15 protein-coding genes and 1 tRNA gene are annotated in these 21518 nt (G+C 65.7%); 8 read left to right on the top strand and 8 right to left on the bottom strand.

Annotated features, from left to right (window positions below):
* Positions 1-26: 26 nt before the first annotated feature.
* Positions 27-326, top strand: a complete 300-nt coding sequence (locus SriyCCGPB3_RS07755) for a hypothetical protein (protein ID WP_180847936.1) — start codon at positions 27-29, stop codon at positions 324-326.
* A gap of 244 nt (positions 327-570) precedes the next feature.
* Positions 571-3243 carry a pyruvate dehydrogenase (acetyl-transferring), homodimeric type gene (gene aceE, locus SriyCCGPB3_RS07750; RefSeq protein ID WP_350260048.1) on the top strand — a complete coding sequence of 891 codons (2673 nt, stop codon included), beginning with the start codon at positions 571-573 and terminating at the stop codon, positions 3241-3243.
* A gap of 51 nt (positions 3244-3294) precedes the next feature.
* Here aceE and SriyCCGPB3_RS07745 read toward each other — a convergent pair whose 3' ends face one another.
* On the bottom strand, positions 3295-3777 hold the full coding sequence (locus SriyCCGPB3_RS07745) for a LuxR family transcriptional regulator (RefSeq protein WP_153855149.1): 483 nt from the start codon (positions 3775-3777) through the stop codon (positions 3295-3297).
* Positions 3778-3966: 189 nt separating this feature from the next.
* Between SriyCCGPB3_RS07745 and SriyCCGPB3_RS07740 the strand changes: the two genes are divergently transcribed.
* The 4 genes from SriyCCGPB3_RS07740 to SriyCCGPB3_RS07725 all read left to right on the top strand — a co-directional run bounded on the left by SriyCCGPB3_RS07740 (position 3967) and on the right by SriyCCGPB3_RS07725 (position 10038).
* Positions 3967-5196, top strand: a complete 1230-nt coding sequence (locus tag SriyCCGPB3_RS07740; protein WP_350260047.1) for an MFS transporter — start codon at positions 3967-3969, stop codon at positions 5194-5196.
* Entirely contained in the window at positions 5193-6350 is a 1158-nt protein-coding gene (locus SriyCCGPB3_RS07735) for an ROK family protein (protein ID WP_164162089.1), read from the top strand. Before SriyCCGPB3_RS07740 ends, SriyCCGPB3_RS07735 begins: the two co-directional genes overlap by 4 nt.
* 86 nt (positions 6351-6436) lie before the next feature.
* Positions 6437-8932 (top strand): TonB-dependent receptor, encoded by a 2496-nt coding sequence (locus tag SriyCCGPB3_RS07730; RefSeq protein ID WP_153855150.1) that lies wholly within the window; start codon positions 6437-6439, stop codon positions 8930-8932.
* Positions 8932-10038 carry a YdcF family protein gene (locus SriyCCGPB3_RS07725; RefSeq protein WP_110711889.1) on the top strand — a complete coding sequence of 369 codons (1107 nt, stop codon included), beginning with the start codon at positions 8932-8934 and terminating at the stop codon, positions 10036-10038. Before SriyCCGPB3_RS07730 ends, SriyCCGPB3_RS07725 begins: the two co-directional genes overlap by 1 nt.
* A gap of 17 nt (positions 10039-10055) precedes the next feature.
* On the opposite strand, the gene fauA is transcribed toward SriyCCGPB3_RS07725, so the two are convergent.
* Both fauA and SriyCCGPB3_RS07715 read right to left on the bottom strand, forming a co-directional pair.
* Entirely contained in the window at positions 10056-12227 is a 2172-nt protein-coding gene (fauA, locus tag SriyCCGPB3_RS07720; protein ID WP_164162090.1) for a TonB-dependent alcaligin siderophore receptor FauA, read from the bottom strand.
* Positions 12228-12338: 111 nt separating this feature from the next.
* Entirely contained in the window at positions 12339-13277 is a 939-nt protein-coding gene (locus SriyCCGPB3_RS07715) for a helix-turn-helix transcriptional regulator (RefSeq protein ID WP_110711887.1), read from the bottom strand.
* A gap of 139 nt (positions 13278-13416) precedes the next feature.
* Here SriyCCGPB3_RS07715 and SriyCCGPB3_RS07710 point away from each other — a divergent pair, with 139 nt between their 5' ends.
* Both SriyCCGPB3_RS07710 and SriyCCGPB3_RS07705 read left to right on the top strand, forming a co-directional pair.
* Positions 13417-15747, top strand: a complete 2331-nt coding sequence (locus SriyCCGPB3_RS07710; protein WP_350260046.1) for a TonB-dependent receptor — start codon at positions 13417-13419, stop codon at positions 15745-15747.
* 121 nt (positions 15748-15868) lie between these two features.
* The gene (locus SriyCCGPB3_RS07705) at positions 15869-16324 is read left to right on the top strand and encodes a DUF4189 domain-containing protein (protein WP_350260045.1); all 456 of its coding nucleotides are present in this window, start codon (positions 15869-15871) and stop codon (positions 16322-16324) included.
* Between the two features lie 83 nt (positions 16325-16407).
* Here SriyCCGPB3_RS07705 and SriyCCGPB3_RS07700 read toward each other — a convergent pair.
* The 5 genes from SriyCCGPB3_RS07700 to recA all read right to left on the bottom strand — a co-directional run bounded on the left by SriyCCGPB3_RS07700 (position 16408) and on the right by recA (position 21327).
* Positions 16408-16500, bottom strand: a tRNA-Ser gene (locus SriyCCGPB3_RS07700).
* Positions 16501-16578: 78 nt separating this feature from the next.
* Complete coding sequence (gene csrA / locus SriyCCGPB3_RS07695; protein WP_004152909.1) at positions 16579-16782, bottom strand: carbon storage regulator CsrA; 204 nt, start codon at positions 16780-16782, stop codon at positions 16579-16581.
* Between the two features lie 147 nt (positions 16783-16929).
* Positions 16930-19578 (bottom strand): alanine--tRNA ligase, encoded by a 2649-nt coding sequence (gene alaS / locus SriyCCGPB3_RS07690; RefSeq protein WP_110711852.1) that lies wholly within the window; start codon positions 19576-19578, stop codon positions 16930-16932.
* 109 nt (positions 19579-19687) lie between these two features.
* Positions 19688-20179 (bottom strand): recombination regulator RecX, encoded by a 492-nt coding sequence (recX, locus tag SriyCCGPB3_RS07685; RefSeq protein ID WP_350260044.1) that lies wholly within the window; start codon positions 20177-20179, stop codon positions 19688-19690.
* Positions 20180-20289: 110 nt separating this feature from the next.
* Entirely contained in the window at positions 20290-21327 is a 1038-nt protein-coding gene (gene recA, locus SriyCCGPB3_RS07680; RefSeq protein ID WP_010484252.1) for a recombinase RecA, read from the bottom strand.
* Positions 21328-21518: the final 191 nt, after the last annotated feature.

The following is a 21518-nucleotide window of genomic DNA, read 5'->3' as shown; positions in this document are numbered from 1 at the left end:
GCAGCCGGCACAAGGAGTGCCCCGCAATGAACGCCCGCACCGCCATCAACACCCTCAGCAGCCTGCTGTTCCTGCTGCTGGTCGCACACACCACCGCCTACCAGCAGCAGATGTGGCCGCCCAGCCGGGTCGTCCACGTGCATCCGGTGGTTGTCGCCCTCGCCTACGCGCTGGGCCTGCTCACCCTGCTGCTGTGGATCGGAGGACGCCGCTTGCCGGAACGCTGCCAGCAGTTCTCGGGCTGGCTGCCGATCGTGGCCTGGTGCCTGCTGGGCATTGGTGTGGCGGTCATCCCGATGTTCTTCCCGGGCCTGTCACCGGCCTGATCAGCGGCCGCACCCAGCACGCCCGCCCATGATACGGCGCGCCGTGCCAACCCTTGCTTGCCAGAGACCCAAGCCGGGCCCGCCTATCGAAGCCGGGGGGCCGGGCCTACGCTTGTCTTCTCGGTGACCGCGACGGTCGCCCTTCGCGTCACGGCTCCGCCGTTGCGACCCCGCTCCAGTGCTGTGCGCCCTGCCGGTGTTGTCGCCCAGGCAGACGTCCGACCGGCGCCCTCTGGAGACAGTCATGAACCAAGCGCTCATTCCCTTCGATACCGATCCGCTGGAAACCCGCGAGTGGCGTGAATCACTGGAAGCGGTGATGCAGACCGGCGGCCGGCCGCGCGCGCACTACCTGATCGACCAGCTCAGCGAGCTGGATGCGCAGCAGCACGGTGACCTGCATACCCGCGCATGGACCGCGTACGTCAACACCATCCCGCCCGAGCGCCAGCCGGCCTACCCGGGTGACCTGGCCATCGAGCGCCGCCTGAATGCGATGATCCGCTGGAACGCGATGGTGATGGTGCTGCGTGCCGGCAAGCATTCCAACGTCGGCGGCCACATCGCCACCTACCAGTCGGCGGCAGTGCTGTACGACGTGGGCTTCGATCATTTCTTCCGTGGCCGTACCGACACCTTCGACGGCGACATGATCTACATCCAGGGCCACTCCGCGCCGGGCATCTATGGCCGCGCATACCTGGAAGGCCGCATCGATCCGGCGCGCATGGACAACTTCCGCCGCGAAGCCGGTCGCGAAGGCCTGTCCTCGTATCCACACCCGCGATTGATGCCGGAGTTCTGGCAGTTCCCCACCGTGTCGATGGGGCTGGGCCCGCTGACGGCCGCCTACCAGGCGCGCTACATGCGTTACCTGGAATACCGCGGCCTGAAAGAACACCAGGGCCGCAAGGTCTGGGCCTTCCTCGGCGACGGCGAGATGGACCAGCCCGAGTCGCTGGCGGCGATCTCGCTGGCCGGCCGCGAGCGGCTGGACAACATCGTGTTCGTGGTCAACTGCAACCTGCAGCGCCTGGACGGTCCGGTGCGCGGCAACGCCAAGGTCATCCAGGAACTGGAAGGCACCTTCCGCGCGGCCGGCTGGAACGTGATCAAGCTGATCTGGGGCAGCGGCTGGGACGACCTGCTGGCCCGCGACCACAGCGGCCTGCTGCGCCAGCGCATGATGGAATGCGTGGACGGCGACTACCAGACCTTCAAGTCGCAGAGCGGTGCCTACGTGCGCGAGCACTTCTTCGGCCGTTACCCCGAACTGCTGGAGCTGGTCGCGCACATGAGCGACGACGATATCTGGGCGCTGGCGCGTGGTGGCCATGATCCGCAGAAGGTGTACGCCGCCTACCAGCAGGCAGTGAACACCAGCGGCCGGCCCACCGTGATCCTGGCCAAGACGGTCAAGGGTTTCGGCATGGGTGAAGCCGGTGAAGGCCAGAACATCAACCATCAGCTGAAGAAGATGAGCGCCGACGCGGTGCGCGCCTTCCGTGACCGCTTCAACCTGCCGGTCAGCGACGACCAGCTGGAGGACATGCCGTACCTGCGCCCGGAACCGGGCAGCGCCGAAGCCATCTACTTCGCCGAGCGCCGCCGCATCCAGGGCGGGCAACTGCCCGCGCGCCTGGCCAAGGTCGATCCGCTGCCGCTGCCGCCGCTGTCGATCTTCAACACCCAGCTGCAGGGCAGCGGCGATCGCGGCCAATCCACCACCATGGGCTTCGTGCGCATCCTCACCAGCCTGCTGAAGGACGCAGAGCTGGGAAAACTGGTCATTCCGATCGTGCCCGATGAATCGCGCACCTTCGGCATGGAAGGCCTGTTCCGCCAGATCGGCATCCATTCGTACCTCGGCCAGCTGTATACCCCGCAGGATGCCGGCCAACTGAGCTACTACAAGGAAGCCAAGGACGGCCAGATCCTGCAGGAAGGCATCAACGAATCCGGCGCGATCTGCTCGTGGATCGCCGCCGGCACCGCCTACAGCAACCACGGCCTGGCGACGATCCCGTTCTACATCTTCTACTCGATGTTCGGCCTGCAGCGCGTCGGTGACCTGGCCTGGGCCGCCGCCGATGCGCGCACCCGTGGCTTCCTGCTGGGTGCCACCTCCGGCCGCACCACGCTGATGGGCGAAGGCCTGCAGCATGACGACGGCCACAGCCACGTGCTGTCGTCGGTGATCCCAAGCTGTGTGTCCTACGACCCAACCTACAACTACGAGCTGGCGGTGATCATCCATGACGGCCTGCGCCGCATGTACGTCGAGCAGGAAGACATCTACTACTACATCACCGTGCTCAACGAAAACTACCCGCAGCCGGCACTGCCGGAGGGCGTGGAAGCGGGGATCCTGAAAGGTCTGTATCTGCTGCATCCAGCAGCCGCCGATGCCGCCTCGCAGCCACGCGTGCAGCTGATGGGCAGCGGCTCGATCCTGCGCGAAGTGGAAGCCGCGGCGGAACTGCTGCAGCAGGACTTCGACGTCGCCAGCGATGTGTGGAGCGCGACCAGCCTGACCGAACTGCGCCGCGACGGCCTGGCCGCCGAACGCTGGAACCTGCTGCATCCGGCCGAGGAGCCACGTGTGCCGTACGTGCAGCAGTGCCTGCAGGGCCATGAAGGCCCGGTGGTGGTGGCCACCGACTACATGAAGATCGTCGGCGACCAGATCCGTCCCTTCATCAACGACCGCCGCTTCACCGCCTTGGGCACCGATGGCTTCGGCCGCTCCGACACGCGTGAGTCGCTGCGCACGTTCTTCGAAGTGGATCGTCACTTCATCGTGCTGGCCGCCCTGAAGTCGCTGGCCGACGAAGGGCGCATCGAGCGCTCGCGGGTGCAGGAGGCCATCGACAAGTACGGCATCGACACCGGCAAGCGCGACCCGGCCGCGGTGTAAGGCTGCAGCATTCACCACGCCCGTTCTGCGGGCGTGGTGAACGCAGCATCGCTACGGCATCCGCTTGAACAGATTGGTCTGCAGGATCGGCGTACCGTCGTGGCTGTAGAACGCCTTGGTCTCGGTCATCGTCGAGCGGTCAGCCGCCACGGTATAGATACGGGTGGAGGCCGGCGTGCCGTGGTCCACCAGCTGCATCACCAAGGTGTTCGGCGCCGGCAGTTTCAGATTGGCCTTGTCCGCGCCATAGGTGCCGGACAGGGCGCCCGGCGTGCCATCCAGGGCCAGCGTGCCGTCGGATTTCATGGTCTTGCCGTCGTGCAGGACGATGTCCACATGTGAACTCCAACGCCCCGCACCGGCGTCCTTGAACTCCAGCACCACCTGCTTCGGGCGCTGCGCCTCGGGCAACGCAGACGTAGCGATATCCAGCGACCAGCGCCCCAGCAGCGGTGAGGGCGCCCCCTCCTCTGCCAGCGCCGTAACGGCGGGGAGTGAAAGCGCAGACAACAACACAGCGGACAACAGCTTCATACGTTGCTCCATTCGGCGAAGAAGGCTCTGCGTGAGGCGTTGTGGGGCGCAGCACGGTCAATGCTGCTCGCCCACGGCGTGTGCTGCAAGCCACTCGCTGAATGGCCGACCTCGCACCATGTCAGGCCGCTGTCACACAGGGGTAGTAGAACGATGCCGGATCTCCGGCAATCCTTCCCATACACGGCGTTGAACGCGCAGCCCTCGCCACGGCACCTCTATGCCGCCGGCCACTTCGCCCGCACTCTGGTCTGGTCGTTCGTGGACCTGGCACTCGGCTTCTACCTGCACGCGCGGCTGGGACTGTCGGCTGCCCACACCGGCCAGCTGCTGGCGATCTCCCTGGCCTACAGCAGCGTTCTCGACCTGCTGCTGGCCGTCGTATTCACCCGCCTGCACGACCAGCGTCGCCTCGCCTTGCGCCTGCAGCTGGTCGGCGGCCTCGGTACCGCGGCCAGCGCCTGCCTGCTGTTCAGTCCGAGCACCGCGACCGAGCCCGCCTTCCTGCCGCTGCTGGCCGCCTCGCTGTTGTTCCGTACCTGCTACGCGGTTTACGACGTGGCCCAGAATGCATTGACTTCGCTGTTGCCCCGCGACGAGAACGAGGCCATGCGCTACGTTTCCGCTCGCGCGGTAGTGGTACCGATCTCCAAGCTGTGCATCGCTGCAGCACTGTTCGGCGTGGTCGGTGCACCTGAATCTGCAGGCAGTGGCAGCGCACTGCTGATCTGCATGATCATCGGCATCCTGATCGCGGCCGCCGCGCTTCCCCTGACCTGCGTCGCCACGCCCGCACAGCCCGCCACAACCAGCAGGCCCGTTGCCGGCGCCCTGCCGCTGACGGCACTGCTGCCGGTTCTGCTGGCCGCAGCGGCAGAGACGGCGCTGGTGGGCCTGGCCGGGCGCCTGTTTCCCTTTGCCGACCAGGGCGCAGCGCTGACCTTCGCCATGGTCGCGGGCATGGTGGTCGTGCCTTGGCTCCATCTGCGCCTGCGCCCCCCGCTGTGCAGCGAGACAGGCCTGATCGCGCTGATGTCGGTGCTGGCCATCGCTGCCGTCTGCGTCTACCAGGCCAAGCCCTCCCTGCCTGTAGCGATTGCGTGTGCCGCTGTCCATGGGGCGGCGGTGGCCAGTGTCGGCCTGGTGCTGTGGCGGCGCACCGCGCTGATCGCCCGTCGTCATGCCGCCCGCAGCGGGCGCGAGGATGACCTCAGTTGTTTTGCGCTGCTCACTGGAACCATGAAACTGTCCATCGCGGCTTCTTCATTGCTGCTGGGCGAGGTGCTACCCGGCATACAGGCAGGCGATCTGGACACCTCGGTCGCGCTGGTTTCGCTGGTCGCCGTCGGCAGCCTGCTTTCGCTGGCCGCATTGGCGTGGCCCATGCCAGCGGCACGCACCGAGGGCCTGCGCCCGTGAGCCTGGCCCCGACGTCGCGGCTGCGCCGCAAACCACTGATCGCCCTGGATGCCGACCACAAACGCATCATCTGGCTGCTGCGCACGATGGGTGCGATTCCCCGCATCACCATCGCCCACCAGCTGGGCATGCACAACGGCGCATTGACCCGCCTGGCGCGTGAACTGTTGATGCTGGAAGTGATCGAGGAACAGGGACAACTGTCCGATGGCCAACGGGGGCGTCCATCGGTGCCACTGGCACTGTCCGGGCGAGGTGGCTATGCCGCCGGTGCCACGGTGCACCCCGGTTGGCTGGAGATCGCGCTGGTGGATTTTGCCGGCCAGGTCATCGCCCGCGATGCAACCGCCTTCGACAGCGCGGATCCACGCGACTTCGTGCACGCGGTGGACCAGCGCCTGCGCAGCCTCACCAGCCGCACCGGGCTCATGCGCGCCCGTTTCCTCGGCCTCGGCGTGGCGGTCCCCGGGCCCGTGGTCGAAACCGGTCCGGCACGCCGGCACGCAGTGGACTGGCTGCGTGGCTGGCGCGATATCGACAACGACCAGTTCTTCGAAGACTACTTCGGCTTCCCGGTCTGGGTGGAGAACGATGCGACCCTGGCGGCGCTGGCGGAGTACTACGACAGCGGACTGATCCGCGACTGCGCGTCGGCGCTGCTGCTGTATGTCGGCCACGGCGTGGGCGGTGGCGTGATCCATCGACGTGATGTGATGCGCGGTGAATTCGGCAATGCCGGGGATATCGGTCGCCTGTTCCGCATGGACGCGCCGCGCCCCTCGGGCATCGACCTGCTGGCCACGTTGCGCGACGCCGGCGCTGGGATTCCATCGCTGTTCGAACTGGAGGCCTGCCTGCACACCCATGCCGGCATCATCAATGCCTGGGCAGAACGCGCGGGCAACCAGCTGGGCGTGGCGGCCAATACCGGTGTGGCATGGCTCGATCCTGGCGCCGTGATCCTGTCCGGCTCACTGCCGAGGCAGGTGCTGGAAGTGTTGGGGCAACACCTGCAGCAACCGGCACGCTGGAGCAGTGCGCTTGACAGCCTGCGCCTGCCGCAGGTGCATGTGTCACGGCTGGGAGGATCCGCGGTATCGGTGGGCGCGGCGCTGCTGCCGATCCATCAGCTGGGCGCCGACGCCATCGCTTAATTGTTTATTTCCGCCGAAGTAAACAATTCCGTCATCGCCCGGACCTACCGTGCAGCGGTCCCCCTTCCCTGCATGGCCGCCCTCCGATGAACATCAGCCCCCTGGTCCTGGGCATCTCCCTGGCCCTGATCTCCCTGCACGGCAGCGCGTCTGCGCAGGACGCCCCCGTCCAGAACAAGGACAGCGCCGACGCTGCAACGCTGGATGCGGTGGTGGTCACCGGTGCGGCACGCACCCAGCGTCGCTTCGATGCGTCCTTCGCCGTCAATTCACTCAGCCGCGAAGACGTGCAGAAGCTCGCACCGAAAAGCTACGCCGACCTGCTCGGCTCGGTTCCCGGCATCCATGTCGAGGCCACCGGCGGCGAGGTGCAGAACATCACCCGGCTGCGCGGCATTCCCACCGATCGTGGCTTCATCGCCTTCCAGCAGGACGGCCTGCCGCTCTACCAGGAGCTGGATGGCCACTTCTTCAATTCCGGCGACGGCATGAACCGGTTCGACGTGATGAACCAACGGGTGGAGATCGTACGTGGGGGCCCGGCGCCCATCTACGCGAGCAGCGGCGGCGCCATCGTCAACAACATCCTGGCCGAAGGCTCGGAAGAGACCCACGGCAAGGCGCAGCTGACCATCGGCGATACCGGGCTGTACCGCGGCGAGATGTACCAGTCCGGCGCGCTGGGCAAGGACACCTTCTACGCCGTCGGTGGCTTCCTGCGCCAGCACGATGGCTACCGCGACAACGGCTTCCCGAACGACAAGGGCGGGCAGATCCGCGGCAACATCAAGCACTACTTCGACGACACCAGCTGGTTCAAGGTCAGCGGCACCTTCGTTGACGACCACAATACGTTCTACCTGCCGATCCCGGTCGCCGACCCTCGCAATCCCAGCGTGTCGCTGGATCCGTACATCGACTATTTCGACGGTACGCTGAACTCGCCGTCGCTGCGCAGCGTCAACCTGAAGTACCTCGATGGCGGCGGTGTCCTGCAGGGCATGAACCGCGACCTGGCCGATGGCCGCCACATGCGCTTCGGCAACATCGGCTTCCAGTACGAGAACACCGCCAGCGATTGGACGATCTCGCTGAAAACCGGCTACACCAAGGGCCGCAATACCTTCGACGCGCTGTACTCGACCACCAACCCGGTCGACGCACGCACTTTCGCCAACGGCTATCTGGGCGCGGCCCGCAGCGCCTTCGGTGCCGGCGTCGCGCGGATGGGCTACGCACTGGCCGGCAGCAATGGCACCAGCGCCTACGATCCCTACGCCGACTCCGGCCTGGTGATCTCGGCCCAGTACCGCGCCGCAGATTCGGACTTCTACTCCGGCCAGGCCGACTTCAGTGCGACACGGCTGTTTGAAACGGCCTGGGGCAGCCACGACCTGAACATCGGTGCGTACACCGCCTTCTTCGGCACCACGTCCTTCAGCCTGTACCAGGACATGCTGATGGAGATGCGCGGCAAGCCACGCCTGCTGGATCTGGTCGCCTACGGCAACGATGGCACGCCGCTGGGATATGTCACCGACAAGGGCACGCTGCGCTATACCACCACCCTCAATCGCGGCAAGGTCGATGCCCGCATGTTCGCGGTCTACGCCAATGACACGTGGGCACTGACGGACCGCTTCAAGCTTGATGCCGGTATCCGCCATGAACGCTACCGCTATGAAGGCTATGCGGAGCAGACCGCCCAGGTCGACCTCGGCGATCGCAGCACACTGGCCGACAACACCACACGCCGGTTCACCGGCGTCGTCCAGAACCATCGCCTGAATCCGTCCGCCACCAACTGGACGGTCGGTGCGAACTTCGACTTCACCCCTGCAGTGGGCGCCTACGCCCGCGTGTCGCACATGGAGATCGTTCCCAATTCGTCGGTGGCGCGCTCGATCGATCCGACCATCGTGCAGACCCAGCTGGACCAGTACGAGCTGGGCCTGAAGGCGGCTTTTGGCCGGTCCTACCTGTACCTGACCGCGTTCTATACGAAGTTCGATCCACTCAACGCGTCCTTCGTTGCCTTCAATCCGACGACCGGCCGCAATGACCAGTCGGTGCCCTTCATCGGTACCGCCGTCTCCAAGGGCATCGAACTGGATGGCCTGTTCCGACCGCTGGACTGGTTCAGCATCGCCGGTTCGATCACGGTCAGCGATCCGCAGTACGACAGCCTGCAGAACGATTCCGGTGCCGATCCGGCGGCGGTCAATGGCAAGCAGATCGTTCGCGAACCCAAGCTCTACGGCAACCTGCGACCGACTTTCAGTTTCCAGCACGGCCAGGACCAGTTCGAGACCTGGCTGCGCTATGACGTAGTCGGCAAGTCCTACGTCGATCTGTTCAACCAGACAGCGCTGCCTGCCTACCAGACCCTGGGTCTGGGCGTTTCATGGAAGCGCGGCAACTGGGGCGCACAGCTGGTAGGCGACAACCTGACCAATGAAAAGGGGCTCACCGAGGGCAACACCCGCACCGACGCCCTGGCCGGACAGGGTTCGGCCGAGGCAATCTATGGACGGCCGCTGTTCGGCCGCAACGTCCGCCTGATGGTCAGCAGGAGCTGGTGATGCATCGACGATTGAGCTTGTCCCTCGCCCTGCTTGCCACGGCAGCGCTGCCGCTTGCGGCGGCCGCTGACGACCACGACAGCACGGCACTGGCCGGGCGCTTGTTTCCAACCCTGGTGCAGCTGAAGCACGACGCACTGCCCGCCCCTGCGCGCGCCCTCATGGTCGAACGCACCCAGCGCATGACTGGCTGCCGGACGGCGGCCTGCACACTCGAGGCGGCACACTGGACGCCGGCGCAGGCAGGCCTGCTGACCACCGCGGTTCCGGCACGCGCCGATGCCATCGAAAGAGAGCTTGCGGGCCTCAACAACATCCTCTCCGTCTACGGCCACGGCCAGCCGCCCCGCTACGACGCCATCGACGGCCCGGTCGGTGCGGCGGGCAGCACGCGACTGGCCGGCGATGTTGCCATTGCCATGCAGATGAGCGAAGTGGACGCCAGCGCGGCCTACACCGCATTCGATCGCAGCATCGCGGTGGCGGTGGGCCTGCTCGATGCCAATGATCGCCTCGACGCGATCCGCTTCGAGCCCATCAACGCGGGAATGAACGCCGCGCCATTCGCGCGCGCGCGGCAGCTCGATTGGTCCGCGCATCCGTACACATCGATCATCGTGCTTGGGCAGGGCCCGGACGAGCTGACCACCCCGCTCAGCGCTGGCAGCAAGCTGCGCCTGAAGGCCGCTGCGCAGCGCTATGCGGCGGGCGATGCACCTTTCATCATCGTCTCCGGTGGCGCCGTGCATCCACGCGGCACCCGCAGCGTCGAAGCGGTGCAGATGCGCGAAGCGCTGATCGCGCGCTTCGGCATTCCCGCAGATGCGATCATCATCGAACCGTATGCCCGCCACACCACCACCAACCTGCGCAATGCAGCCCGGCTGCTGGCGGCCCTGCAGGCACCGCCGCGGCAACCGGCACTGGTGGTGAGCAGTCCGTCGCATATCGATTCGGTCGCCAGCAGCGGGTTCAGTGACCGCAACCGCCGTGAGCTGGGCTACGTTCCCGGCAAGGTCGGTTCACGCATTTCAGCGTACGCGATCACCTTCGTGCCAGCGCCCGAATCACTTCGCATCGACCCGATGGATCCACTGGATCCCTGAACCTCGCCACTGCCGCCTCAATAGCCGACCTTCAGCGTGAACATCACGTTTCGCGGCGCGCCGTACCAGCCCTGGTTGTAGAAGCCGATCTGCGAGTAGTAGTGGCGGTCAAACAGGTTGTTGATGTTGACCGCCGCCGACACATTGGAACTGAACTGGTAGCGCGCCATCAGGTTCACCAGCGCGTAGCTGGGCTGCTCCACCGGCACCCGGCGATTCCCGGGCGCGGTGGCGGTCTGGTACATGCGGTTCTGCCAGTCCACGCCACCGCCGATCGTCAGCCGGTCCCAGGCACCCGGCAGCCGCCAGGTGGTGAACAGCTTGAACAGGCTGCGCGGCTTGGCAGTGTTGATCGCACGGCCCTGCGCGTCCTGCGCGATGAAGGTGGTGAAGCTGGTGCCCAGGCTCCAGCCCGGCAGCGGCTCGCCAGCCAGTTCCAGCTCCAGGCCGTCCACGGTTGCGCCCTTCACCGCGCGGTAGGCCGCTTGTGTGCTGCCTTCAACCAACCCACCGGTGGCTTCGGCCAGGTTGTCCTGTTGGGTGCGGAACAATGCCGCCGACGCATTCAAGCGTTCCTGCAGCCAGCTGCCCTTGAGGCCCAGCTCGTAGCTGCGGCCGCTGACCGGGTCGAGGATCTGTCCGGATTCATTGCGGTTGTTCTGCGGCTTGAAGATGCCGGTGTAGCTGGCGTACACGCTGCTGTAGCCGTTGAGGTCCCAGACCACGCCTGCATACGGTACGAACTCGTTGCGGTAGCGGTACTTCCGCTTGGCGCCGAAGTAGACCTGATCGGTCTCCCAGTTGCTCAGGCGGGCACCGACGATCACGTGCAGCGGATCGGCCAGCGACAACCGCGCCACCGCGTAGGCACCGCTCTGATGGTTGTCCAGGTCATCGGCCTGGGTCTTGCTGCTGGCCCACGTCGGCTCCGGCGTGCCCGGCCCGTGCCAGTCCAGATAGCTGGCCAACGGCGGCAGCGGCGCCAGCGCGCGGTACTGGCCGAGCGCGATCTCGTCACGCGAACGCGACCAGCCGATGGACGCCGTGTGCTGGCGGCCGAACAGCTGGAACGGACCGGTCAGGCTGGCGCTGATCGCTTCGCGGCGCACCGGACCGTCGTAGCGGGTGAAGCTGTTGCCAGTGGGCATCGCCCCGGTCACCGGATCGGGATAGCCGCCCCGGTAGAGATGCTTCATCTCCATGTCGGTATGCGAGCGGCTGTAGGACACGCGTGCCTGCCAGTCGTTACCGAAGCGATGGTTGAAGTCGAAGAAGCCGTTGCGGGTATCGGTGGTCATCCGTGCCCACGGCGCGGTGGCCGATACCGAGCGGTCGAAGCGGGTACGCGTGCCGTCGGCGTTGAACAACGCGAAGCCGCTGCCGAAGCCACGGTTGTCGCTGCCCTGGTAGGAGATACCGGCGATCAATCCGGTGTCCTCGCCCAGATCCACACTGACCACGCCGTAGAGTGTCCTTGCGGTGCTGTCCAGGCCGGCGGTGTAGCTGTCACCCTCTGCGTGCGCGGCCACCAGGCGACCACGCACGCGTCCTTCCCGGCTCAACGGGCTGGACACATCCGCCCACGCGCGCCGTGCGTCCCAGCTGCCGAGGCTGATGCCACCACTGGCAGCGAACTCGCGCAGCGGGCGCTTGCGCACATAGTTCACCGCCGCCGAGGGATTGCCGGCGCCGGTCATCAGGCCATTGGCACCGCGCACGATCTCGATGCGGTCGTACACCACCATGTCCAGATTGTTCTCGCCGAAGTTCCATGGCGACAACACCGGCATCACCACGCCATCGAACTGGTAGTTGTCGATGTCGAAGCCGCGTGCGGAAAACGAATAGCGGTTGGCGTCGCTGCGCGTGACCGAGATGCCGGGTGCGGTCGCCAGGGCATCGGCGGTGCTGAGCAGGCCACGGTCCTCGATCTGCTGGCGGGTGACCACGCTGACGGATTGCGGGGTCTGCCGCGAGGTCAGCGACAGTCCGGTCGCCGTGCCCATCGAATCGGTGGTATACGAACGCGACGTTTCGGTGCTGCCATCAAGGTCGGCAGTGACCTGCACGGTCGGGAGCTGGGAGGTCGTCGCGGCAGGGGCGCGTTCGGCGGCGTGGGCAGCGTTGAACAGCGCCAGGGTCGTGCCGATGGCGGTAGCCAGGGCACACGGGCGGAAACAGGCAGGCATGGGAGATCCAGCGGGAAGGAAAGGCTGGATGAGAATTATTGTCATTTGAGCGTGAGCGCACGTATGCGCGGACGCAGCAGGCGTATGCGCACTGCCGACGGTGGCCCGGACTCAGCGAAGCTCGCTGGGTGCGATGCCGTAGCGCGCGCGGAATGCGGTCGCGAAATTGGTGGCGTGCCGGTAGCCGACGAAATGCGCGGCCTGCTGCACGCTGCAGCCCTGCCGCAGCTGCTCGCAGGCCAACTGCAGGCGCCGCTCGCGCAGCCAGGCGAACACCGAACACCGGTGCACCTGCTGGAACTTCAGCCGCAGGCTGCTCGAGCTCATGCAGGCCAGGCGCGCCAGATCCTCCAGGCTGTGGTCGGCGGCCGGCGCCGCCTGCAGGCAGTCGATCACCCGCTGCAGCATGCGGCGATCACGTGCTGAAACGCGCAGGTCGGGCGATGCCTCCGGTGCCGGCGCGCCCAGCGCCATGGCCAGCATCTGCAGGCCAATGCCTTCGCACAAAAGTGCATGCATTGCGCCCTGCCAGGTGCCCGACAACACCTGGTCGGCGGCGTGCTCGAGATGCCCGGGCACCTGCCAGCCGCGCAGCTGCTGGCCACCGCTGCGATGCGCGGCGGATAGCAGTTCAGTGATGATCGGATCGTCCAGCTCGGCCGGTGCGTCCAGCGAGACATTCAGGCTGCGCATCCGTTGGCCCGCTGGGTGTATCGCGGTCATCGGCGTGGCGTCGGCCCGCACCATCGCGCCAGCGCCCGGACCCATGCCGATCACCGCCTGCCCCGCCAGGCGCGCACCTGCGCGGCCCTCCAGCATCACGATTGCCGAGAAGGCAGGCGGCGACTCGGACGTGGCCTCGAACGGCTGGCGTGCGATCACGTCCGATAGCGCCAGATGGACACCCGGACGCAGGCGACGCTGCTCGACCCTGCCCTGCACCACGCAATCCTCGCCCGACAGATCGGAAGCCGCCCGCGCAGGCAGCCGATAGCGGAAGCCGCTGCTGCGGCCCAGGCGGTCGAGGTCGGCCAGGGTGAGGCTGTGCATGGTGCGCCCGTGAAGAATCACCCGCCATTCTCATATGAGAACCGTTCTCATATCCAGTCCCGATGGCAAGGCCCAATCCGCCCTTGTCGATACAAATAGTTACGTTATAACATTTCACATCAACTTCACGGATCGTGTCATGCGCCGCCATCTCCTTGCTGCAGCCATTCTGTTCGCCGTCCACACCGCCCAGGCCGCGAACGAACCCACCCTCCCCACCCTCCAGGTCCAGGCCTCCCAACCCTCGCGCATCGACAGCCGGGTCACCGTCGACAATCCGCAGGCACAGAACCGCACCCTCGGCGGCCTGCTCGAACACGTCTCCGGTGTGCAGAGCAGCGCCTTCGGGCCGAACGCGGGCGCCCCGGTCATCCGCAGCCTCAGTGGCAACCGCGTGCAGATCCTGCAGGACGGCCAGTCGATTCTGGGCATGAACGCGATCAGCGGCGACATCAACATCCCGTTCGATCCGCTGTTCGTACGCAGTGTCACCGTCAACAAGTCTTCCGACACCGTGCGCTACGGCGGCAATGCGATCGGTGGCAGCGTGGAGATCGACTCGGGCCTGATCTCGCGCAGCATGGAAGACAAGGACCAGTCGATGGAACTGGTCCTGCGCAAGGGCTTCAACGCGGCCGACGCGCAGGGCTTCCGCATGAACTTCAACAACCAGCGCAACGTGTCCACCAACCTGCAGGTGTCGCGCCAGCGGATCTCGCACTACGACATCCCCGGCAACAGCAAGGCCAGCGTCTGCAACACCGGACTGTTCCCGGCCGGCGGGGGCGTCAATTCGGCACTGGCCGACGCCTGCCAGAAAGAGGCGCGCGTCCAGCAGCTCTACAACAAGGCCTCTCAGCCGTACATCGACCAGTTCATGACCGAGAACCCGGACTGGGCCGATGGTGACTTCTCCTTCTACACCAACAATCCGACGTCGGTCTGGCAGCGCCGCACCTACATCAATCCGGTCAACCCGGCCTACGTGCCCGGCACGCCGTCGTATGTGCAGAAGCAGATCAACAACGATGTGACGCCCGACTACCATCACCGGCTGGGCAACAGCTATGCGCGCAACAGTCAGGTGGCCTTCGGCTCGACCCTGTTCTTCGACCGTGGCTACGTGGGTGTCAGCATTGATGCCAAGGACAGCGAGTACGGCGTTCCAGGCTTCTCGATGCAGAACCTGTCGTTCGGTTCCAACTATGCCGATGGCCTGCCGGTGGGCGTGGTGATCAAGCAACAGCGCTACGCGCTGGAAGCCCTGCTGCGTGATCCACTGCCGTGGTTCGAGCGCGCGGAACTCCGCGTTTCCAAGCTGGACAACACCTCAGGCGAGCGGCTGGGCGCCACCAAGGCCAACGACTACGATTTCGAGAGCACCCAGGCCGAGCTGCTGCTCAGCCATCAACGCATCGGCCCGCTCAGCGGCCTGCTCGGTTTCAGCCATCAGTCGCGTGATGTCACCGGCAGTGGTTCTCAGCGCTACCTGCCGGACGTGGACACCCGCAGCAATGCGGTGTTCCTGAAGGAAACGCTCGACTTCGGCTGGGCTACCTTCGATGCCGGCGTGCGTCACGAGCGCATCGACCACAAGCTGCAGCCCAGCCGCTTCAAGACCGCGCGCAATGCCGCCAACACCAAACTGCAGGACCGCGCCTACCGGCTCAACAGCTACAGCCTGGGTTCGTATGTCGAGCTGGGGCCGATGTTCGCTGCCAAGGCGCGTTACTCGTCTTCACAGCGTGCCCCGGAGATCAACGAGCTGTATGCCAGCAACGCGCACTACTCGGTGATGACCCAGGAAGAAGGCAACCAGAATCTGGAACCGGAACGCGCGAAGAACCTGGAACTGACCGGCCTGTTCCACCTCGGTGGTTTCGAGCTGTCCGCCACCGCGTACCGGATGCGGTACGAGAACTACCTCTACCTCGGCTACTCCGGCCTGCAGACCGCCAACCGCCTGCCGCTGAAGTACTGGAAGCAGACCGACACCACGGTGAAGGGCTTCGAGATCGATGCTTCGCAGGCATTGGACCTGGGCCGCTTCGGCACGTTGAATGTGTCCGCCTTCGCCGACCTGGTGAAGAACAAGGCCGACCGCCCCGATTCGCTGCGTGCCCACAATGACGGCGAGTACCTGCCGAACATGCCGACCAACCGCTACGGTGCCAACCTGCAATGGCAGCGCGAGGGCTGGAAGGCGCAGCTGTCCAGCACCTACTACGACACGCAGAAGTACCTCGGCCGCAACGTCAGCGAGGAAGTGCCGCTGGATGCGTTCAACCTGGTCGACCTGCAGGTCAGCCGCGAACTGCCGGTACGCAACAGCTACATCGCCGGCATGGAGGTGTTCGTCAACGGCAGCAACCTGCTCAATGAAGAAGCACGGCCGCACAACTCGCCGTTGAAGTACATCGCACCGTTGCCCGGGCGAGGCTTCCAGGTGGGTGTGACGGTGAAGCTCTGACAACCGGATGCATCGGTACACGCCTGCAGGCAGACGGCCTGCAGGCGGCGCCCATCGCACCCCCTGCGTGGTTGCGCCAGGCTCCCCGGTTGATTCACCATCGGCAGAAAAGGAGAGCGTGATGAACTGGAAGCATGCGGTTTCACTGGCGCTGTTGTTGTCCGTTTCATCAGGCGCAAGTGCTGCGTCTGCGATCACCTACGACAAGGATGGCCGCTACGGCTATTCGATGAACCAATCTTCCCTCACCACTGCGATGCAGCAGTCGCTGCACTACTGCGCAGCGCGATCGCGCAATTGCGGTCAGTCCGCCAGCACCAGCAGCGAAGGCTATTCGGCCATAGCGACCGGCACGATTGCGTTGGGCTTTGCACTGGGTGAGAAGACCGCGGACGCCGCGCAGCGGAAGGCCGAAAGAATGTGCAGGGAACGTGCCAACGACTGCACGCTTGCCTTGCTGTGGCGGGAAACCCCACCTCGCTATCTTGAACCGCCACAGCTGCCCGGTGCGCCCGCTCCGGCACCAGCGGTGACGCCCGCGCCAGTGCCTGCCACCCGTACGGATCAGCCAGGATAGGCAGCCCACGCCGACTGTACTTTCGAGTGTCGGATAAAGAAAAACGCCTGCAGATCGAGGATCTGCAGGCGCTTCTTTGTATCTGGCGGAGTGAGAGGGATTCGAACCCTCGATAGAGCTTTTGACCCTATACTCCCTTAGCAGGGGAGCCCCTTCGGCCACTCGGGCATCACTCCGGGGTTTTCTCCGCGTCTGGTGCGTTGCACCTCAGCGGGGCGTGAATCATAACGTTAATCGAGTGCGAAGGTAAAGCGTTATTCGGCAGAATTTTCGCTACCGGTGCCACCGGCTTCGTCACCGCGCTGGATGCGCTGATAGATCTCTTCGCGATGCACAGCGACGTCCTTCGGCGCGGTGATGCCGATACGCACCTGGTTACCCTTGACGCCAAGCACGGTGACGCTCACCGAGTCTCCGATCATCAGGGTTTCGCCGACGCGGCGAGTCAGGATCAACATTTTTGTAAGTCTCCATGGAACCGTGTGGAAGGGTATCCCCCACCGGCTTGACGCTCCGTCAAGAAGCGCTACCACGACAAAGGGAAAAGATTCGCAATGGTACCGTCAGCCGTCCCGCTCCTACAAGGAGGGGGACGGCCAGGTTCATCACAGGCGGGGGCTGACCCATTCGACGACTGCAGCCAGCGCAGTGGCAAGGGCGGGCCCGTCCTCGCCACCACCCTGGGCGAGGTCCGGGCGTCCGCCGCCCTTGCCCCCGATCTGACCGGCGATATGGGACAACAGTTCCCCGGCCTTGACCTTGCCCATTGCGCTGCCGTTCACACCCGCGACCAGGGCGGCCTTGCCGTCCTGGGCGCCGGCCAGCACGATCACCGCATCGCCCAGCTGCTGCTTCAGGCGGTCCATGGCGTCACGCAGGGCCTTGGCATCGAAGCCCTCCAGGCGGGCAGCCAGCACCTTCACGCCGGCAACCTCGACCGCCTGGCCGGACAGATCGGCCGTGGCACCGGCGGCAACCTTGGCCTTCACGGCTTCCAGTTCGCGCTCCAGCTGCTTCTGGCGCTGGCCGAGGGCACGGATCTTCTCGACCACGTCGGCAGCGCTGCCGCCGAGCAGATCGGCGGCTTCGGCCAGGCGAGCCTCTTCGGCGTCCACGTAGTCCAGGGCGCCCTGGCCGGTGACCGCTTCGATACGGCGCACGCCAGCGGAGACACCGCCCTCGGAGGTGATCTTGAACAGGCCGATGTCGCCGGTGCGGTTGACGTGGGTACCGCCGCACAGCTCGGTGGAGTAGTCACCCATCTTCAGCACGCGCACGTGTTCGCCGTACTTCTCGCCGAACAGGGCCATCGCGCCGAAGTCCAGCGCTTCCTGCATGGCCATGGTGTGCACTTCGGCAGCGTTGTTGGCACGCACCTGCTGGTTGACCTTGCGCTCGATCACGGCCAGCTCTTCCGCGCTGATCGGCTGGAAGTGCGAGAAGTCGAAGCGCAGGCGATCCGGCGCCACCAGCGAGCCCTTCTGCTGCACGTGGGTGCCGAGCACTTCGCGCAGGGCGGCGTGCAGCAGGTGGGTGGCGGAGTGGTTGAGGATGGTGGCGCCACGGCGCTCGCCATCGACCTGGCCGGACAGCACATCACCGACCTTCAGGCCGCCTTCGGACAGGGTGCCGACGTGGCCATGGAACTGGCCGGCGAACTTCTGGGTGTCTTCCACCACCAGGCGCACGCCGTTGCCGGTGAGCACGCCGGTGTCGCCGACCTGGCCGCCGGACTCGGCGTAGAACGGGGTCTGGTTGGTGATCACGATGACCGCATCACCGGCATCGGCCGACTGCACCGGACGACCGTCCTTGAGCAGCGCCAGCACGGTCAGGCCGTCGGCCTGCAGGCGGTCATACCCCAGGAACACGGTCGGGCTGAGGGTCGCCACCAACTCGGCCGGCAGCGTCACGCCGCCACCGAACTTGCCAGCCGCGCGCGCGGTCTCGCGCTGCTGCTCCATCGCGGCGTCGAAGCCGGCAATGTCGACGGTCAGGTCGCGCTCGCGGGCAATGTCCTGGGTCAGGTCGAGCGGGAAGCCATAGGTGTCGTACAGGCGGAACGCGTCAACACCCGGGATCACACCATTGCTGGCCTTGCCGGCCACGTCCTCGAAGATCTTCATGCCGGCATCGAGGGTTTCAGCGAAACGCTCTTCCTCGGCCTGCAGCGCACGGGTGACGGTATCCACCGCCGCCGGCAGTTCCGGGTAGGCCTCGCCCATCTGCTCGACCAGGGTCGGCACCAGCTTGCTGAAGAACGGCTGGCGCACGCCCAGCATCCAGCCGTGGCGCAGGGCGCGGCGGATGATACGGCGCAGCACGTAGCCGCGGCCTTCGTTGGACGGCAGCACGCCGTCGACGATCAGGAACGAGCAGGCGCGGATGTGGTCGGCGATCACGCGCAGCGACTTGTTTTCCAGGTCGGCGGTGCCGGTCAGTTCGCTGGCTTTGCGGATCAGGGCCTGGAACAGGTCGATCTCGTAGTTGGTGTGCACGTGCTGCAGGATCGCCGCCAGGCGCTCCAGGCCCATGCCGGTATCCACGCACGGCGCCGGCAGCGGCACCAGGGTGCCATCCGGCTGGCGGTCGAACTGCATGAACACCAGGTTCCAGATTTCGATGAAGCGGTCGCCGTCCTCGTCCGGGGAGCCCGGGGGGCCGCCGGCGATATGGTCACCGTGGTCGTAGAAAATCTCGGTGCACGGGCCGCACGGACCGGTGTCGGCCATCTGCCAGAAATTGTCCGAAGCGAACGGTGCGCCCTTGTTGTCGCCGATGCGCACGATGCGCTCTTCCGGCACGCCGACCATGTCGCGCCACAGTGCGTACGCTTCGTCATCGGTCTGGTAGACGGTGACCAGCAGGCGCTCGGCCGGCAGCTTCCAGACCTGGGTCAGCAGTTCCCAGGCCCAGGCGATCGCATCCTTCTTGAAGTAGTCGCCGAACGACCAGTTGCCCAGCATTTCGAAGAAGGTGTGGTGGCGTGCGGTGTAGCCGACCTGGTCGAGGTCGTTGTGCTTGCCGCCCGCGCGCAGGCAGCGCTGCACGTCGGCCGCGCGCACGTAGCTGCGCTTCTCCGCGCCAAGGAACACGTCCTTGAACTGCACCATGCCGGAGTTGGTGAACAGCAGGGTCGGATCATTGCCCGGCACCAGCGGCGCCGACGGCACGATGGTGTGGCCTTTGCCCTTGAAGAATTCAAGGAAGTCGCTGCGGATCTGGGAAGTCGTGAATTTGGCGGATGCGTTCATTGGGGGCTGGCAGTCTGCGGGCCGGCGGGCCCGGACCACCGGCCGCGTTGGCCAGGGTCGCGAGGGACCGCCGAAAACCTAAAGGGTATCAGGCCCGGCGCCGCCAGTCTCAGTCATCCGGGTCGTAGCGGGTCGCACGGCGGATGCTGTCGCCGTCGAAGCCCCGCCGGGCCAGCAGATCGGCGGCCTTGCGCCGCTGCGTCAGGTCCTGAGGACCCGCCTCGCCGAAGCGTCGGCGGACCAGATCACGGGCATTTTCCTGCCAGTCGCCTTCATAGCCGTCCATCGCCGCCGCAATCGCGGCGCTGTCCAGTCCGTGGGTACCGAGTTCGGCACGGACATGGATCGGGCCATAACCGGTGTTGGCGCGCATCCGCACCAGGTTCTCGGCGAAACGGGTGTCGTCCTGCCAGCCAGCTTCGGTCAGCTTGGCGACAGCCGCCTGGGCGGCTTCATCTTCGATGCCACGTGCGGTCAGCTTGCGGGTGAGTTCCTTGCGCGAGTGCTCGCGGCGGACCAGCAGGCCCAGAGCGCGTTGCACGGGCGTCTGCTCGCGCGGCCGGCGCTTGCGGCCGGTGGGAATGTCGTCGGCGTCGGACATCGGTGCTCCAAGGGTGGCGCCATCCGTGGCGCCCTGCCCATCCCTGGGCGATTCGAACCTGCGGGACAGGGCGACGTCACTGACGGCGCCGCCCTGCCCCACAGCAAGCCTTATTCGTCGTCGCCTTCGTCGTCGCCTTCCTCGCGGCTGGCTTCGGTCGGCTGGAACTTCTCGCGCAGCTCGGCTTCAAGCTTGGCAGCGACCGTCGGGTTGTCGCGCAGGTAGCCACGGGCGTTGTCCTTGCCCTGGCCGATGCGCTCCTCACCGTAGCTGTACCAGGCGCCGGCCTTCTCGACCAGCTTGGCGTCCACACCCATGTCGATCAGCTCGCCCTCGCGGCTGATGCCTTCGCCGTACAGGATCTCGGTGATGACCTGCTTGAACGGAGGCGCCAGCTTGTTCTTGACGACCTTGATCTTGGTCTGGTTGCCGATGATCTCGTCGCCCTTCTTGATCGCGCCGATGCGGCGGATGTCCAGGCGCACCGAGGCGTAGAACTTCAGCGCGTTGCCGCCGGTGGTGGTTTCCGGGCTCTGGCCCGGCATCATCACACCGATCTTCATGCGCAGCTGGTTGATGAAGACCACCAGGGTGTTGGAGCGCTTGATGTTGCCGGTCAGCTTGCGCAGCGCCTGGCTCATCAGGCGGGCCTGCAGGCCCGGCAGCTGATCGCCCATCTCGCCTTCGATTTCGGCCTTCGGGGTCAGCGCGGCGACCGAGTCGATCACCAGGATGTCCACCGAACCCGAACGGACGAGCATGTCGGCGATTTCCAGCGCCTGCTCGCCGGTATCCGGCTGCGACAGCAGCAGGTCATCCACGTTCACGCCCAGCTTGGCGGCGTAGATCGGGTCCAGCGCGTGCTCGGCGTCGATGAAGGCCGCGGTGCCGCCCATCTTCTGGCATTCGGCGATGGCCTGCAGGGTCAAGGTGGTCTTGCCCGAGGATTCCGGCCCGTAGATTTCAACGACACGGCCCTTCGGCAGACCACCAATGCCCAGCGCGATGTCGAGCATCAGCGAACCGGTCGGGATGGCTTCGACGGGTTCGACCACGCGGTCGCCCATGCGCATCACCGAGCCCTTGCCGAACTGCTTTTCGATCTGGCCCAGAGCTGCAGCGAGGGCGCGCTTCTTGTTCTCGTCCATCGGATTGGTCCTTGCAGAGGTCGTGTCGTTGGAGGTGCTGTCTTTGGGGGTCTTCTTTGCCATGGGTTCACTTTAAGTCGGACGTATCGCACAGGCTGAGATTCTGCCCGGCGCTCTGAAAAGAATTATCGGACATCCGTACCAACCTCAGTGGAACCAGAGAATCGCCACAAAAGACCGCGGGGTAATGC

This window comes from Stenotrophomonas riyadhensis, assembly GCF_040256885.1.
GTDB lineage: Bacteria > Pseudomonadota > Gammaproteobacteria > Xanthomonadales > Xanthomonadaceae > Stenotrophomonas > Stenotrophomonas riyadhensis.
The sequence above is the reverse complement of the archived record's forward strand: the minus strand, read 5'-3'. Positions and strand labels throughout refer to the sequence as shown.

Bases quoted from the DNA above. Each gene is read 5' to 3' on its own strand.
- SriyCCGPB3_RS07755 (WP_180847936.1), top strand. From the start codon at position 27: ATGAACGCCCGCACCGCCATCAACACCCTCAGCAGCCTGCTGTTCCTG.
- aceE (WP_350260048.1), top strand. From the start codon at position 571: ATGAACCAAGCGCTCATTCCCTTCGATACCGATCCGCTGGAAACCCGC.
- SriyCCGPB3_RS07745 (WP_153855149.1), bottom strand. From the start codon at position 3,777: ATGAAGCTGTTGTCCGCTGTGTTGTTGTCTGCGCTTTCACTCCCCGCC.
- SriyCCGPB3_RS07730 (WP_153855150.1), top strand. From the start codon at position 6,437: ATGAACATCAGCCCCCTGGTCCTGGGCATCTCCCTGGCCCTGATCTCC.
- SriyCCGPB3_RS07725 (WP_110711889.1), top strand. From the start codon at position 8,932: ATGCATCGACGATTGAGCTTGTCCCTCGCCCTGCTTGCCACGGCAGCG.
- fauA (WP_164162090.1), bottom strand. From the start codon at position 12,227: ATGCCTGCCTGTTTCCGCCCGTGTGCCCTGGCTACCGCCATCGGCACG.
- SriyCCGPB3_RS07715 (WP_110711887.1), bottom strand. From the start codon at position 13,277: ATGCACAGCCTCACCCTGGCCGACCTCGACCGCCTGGGCCGCAGCAGC.
- SriyCCGPB3_RS07710 (WP_350260046.1), top strand. From the start codon at position 13,417: ATGCGCCGCCATCTCCTTGCTGCAGCCATTCTGTTCGCCGTCCACACC.
- SriyCCGPB3_RS07705 (WP_350260045.1), top strand. From the start codon at position 15,869: ATGAACTGGAAGCATGCGGTTTCACTGGCGCTGTTGTTGTCCGTTTCA.
- csrA (WP_004152909.1), bottom strand. From the start codon at position 16,782: ATGTTGATCCTGACTCGCCGCGTCGGCGAAACCCTGATGATCGGAGAC.
- alaS (WP_110711852.1), bottom strand. From the start codon at position 19,578: ATGAACGCATCCGCCAAATTCACGACTTCCCAGATCCGCAGCGACTTC.
- recX (WP_350260044.1), bottom strand. From the start codon at position 20,179: ATGTCCGACGCCGACGACATTCCCACCGGCCGCAAGCGCCGGCCGCGC.
- recA (WP_010484252.1), bottom strand. From the start codon at position 21,327: ATGGACGAGAACAAGAAGCGCGCCCTCGCTGCAGCTCTGGGCCAGATC.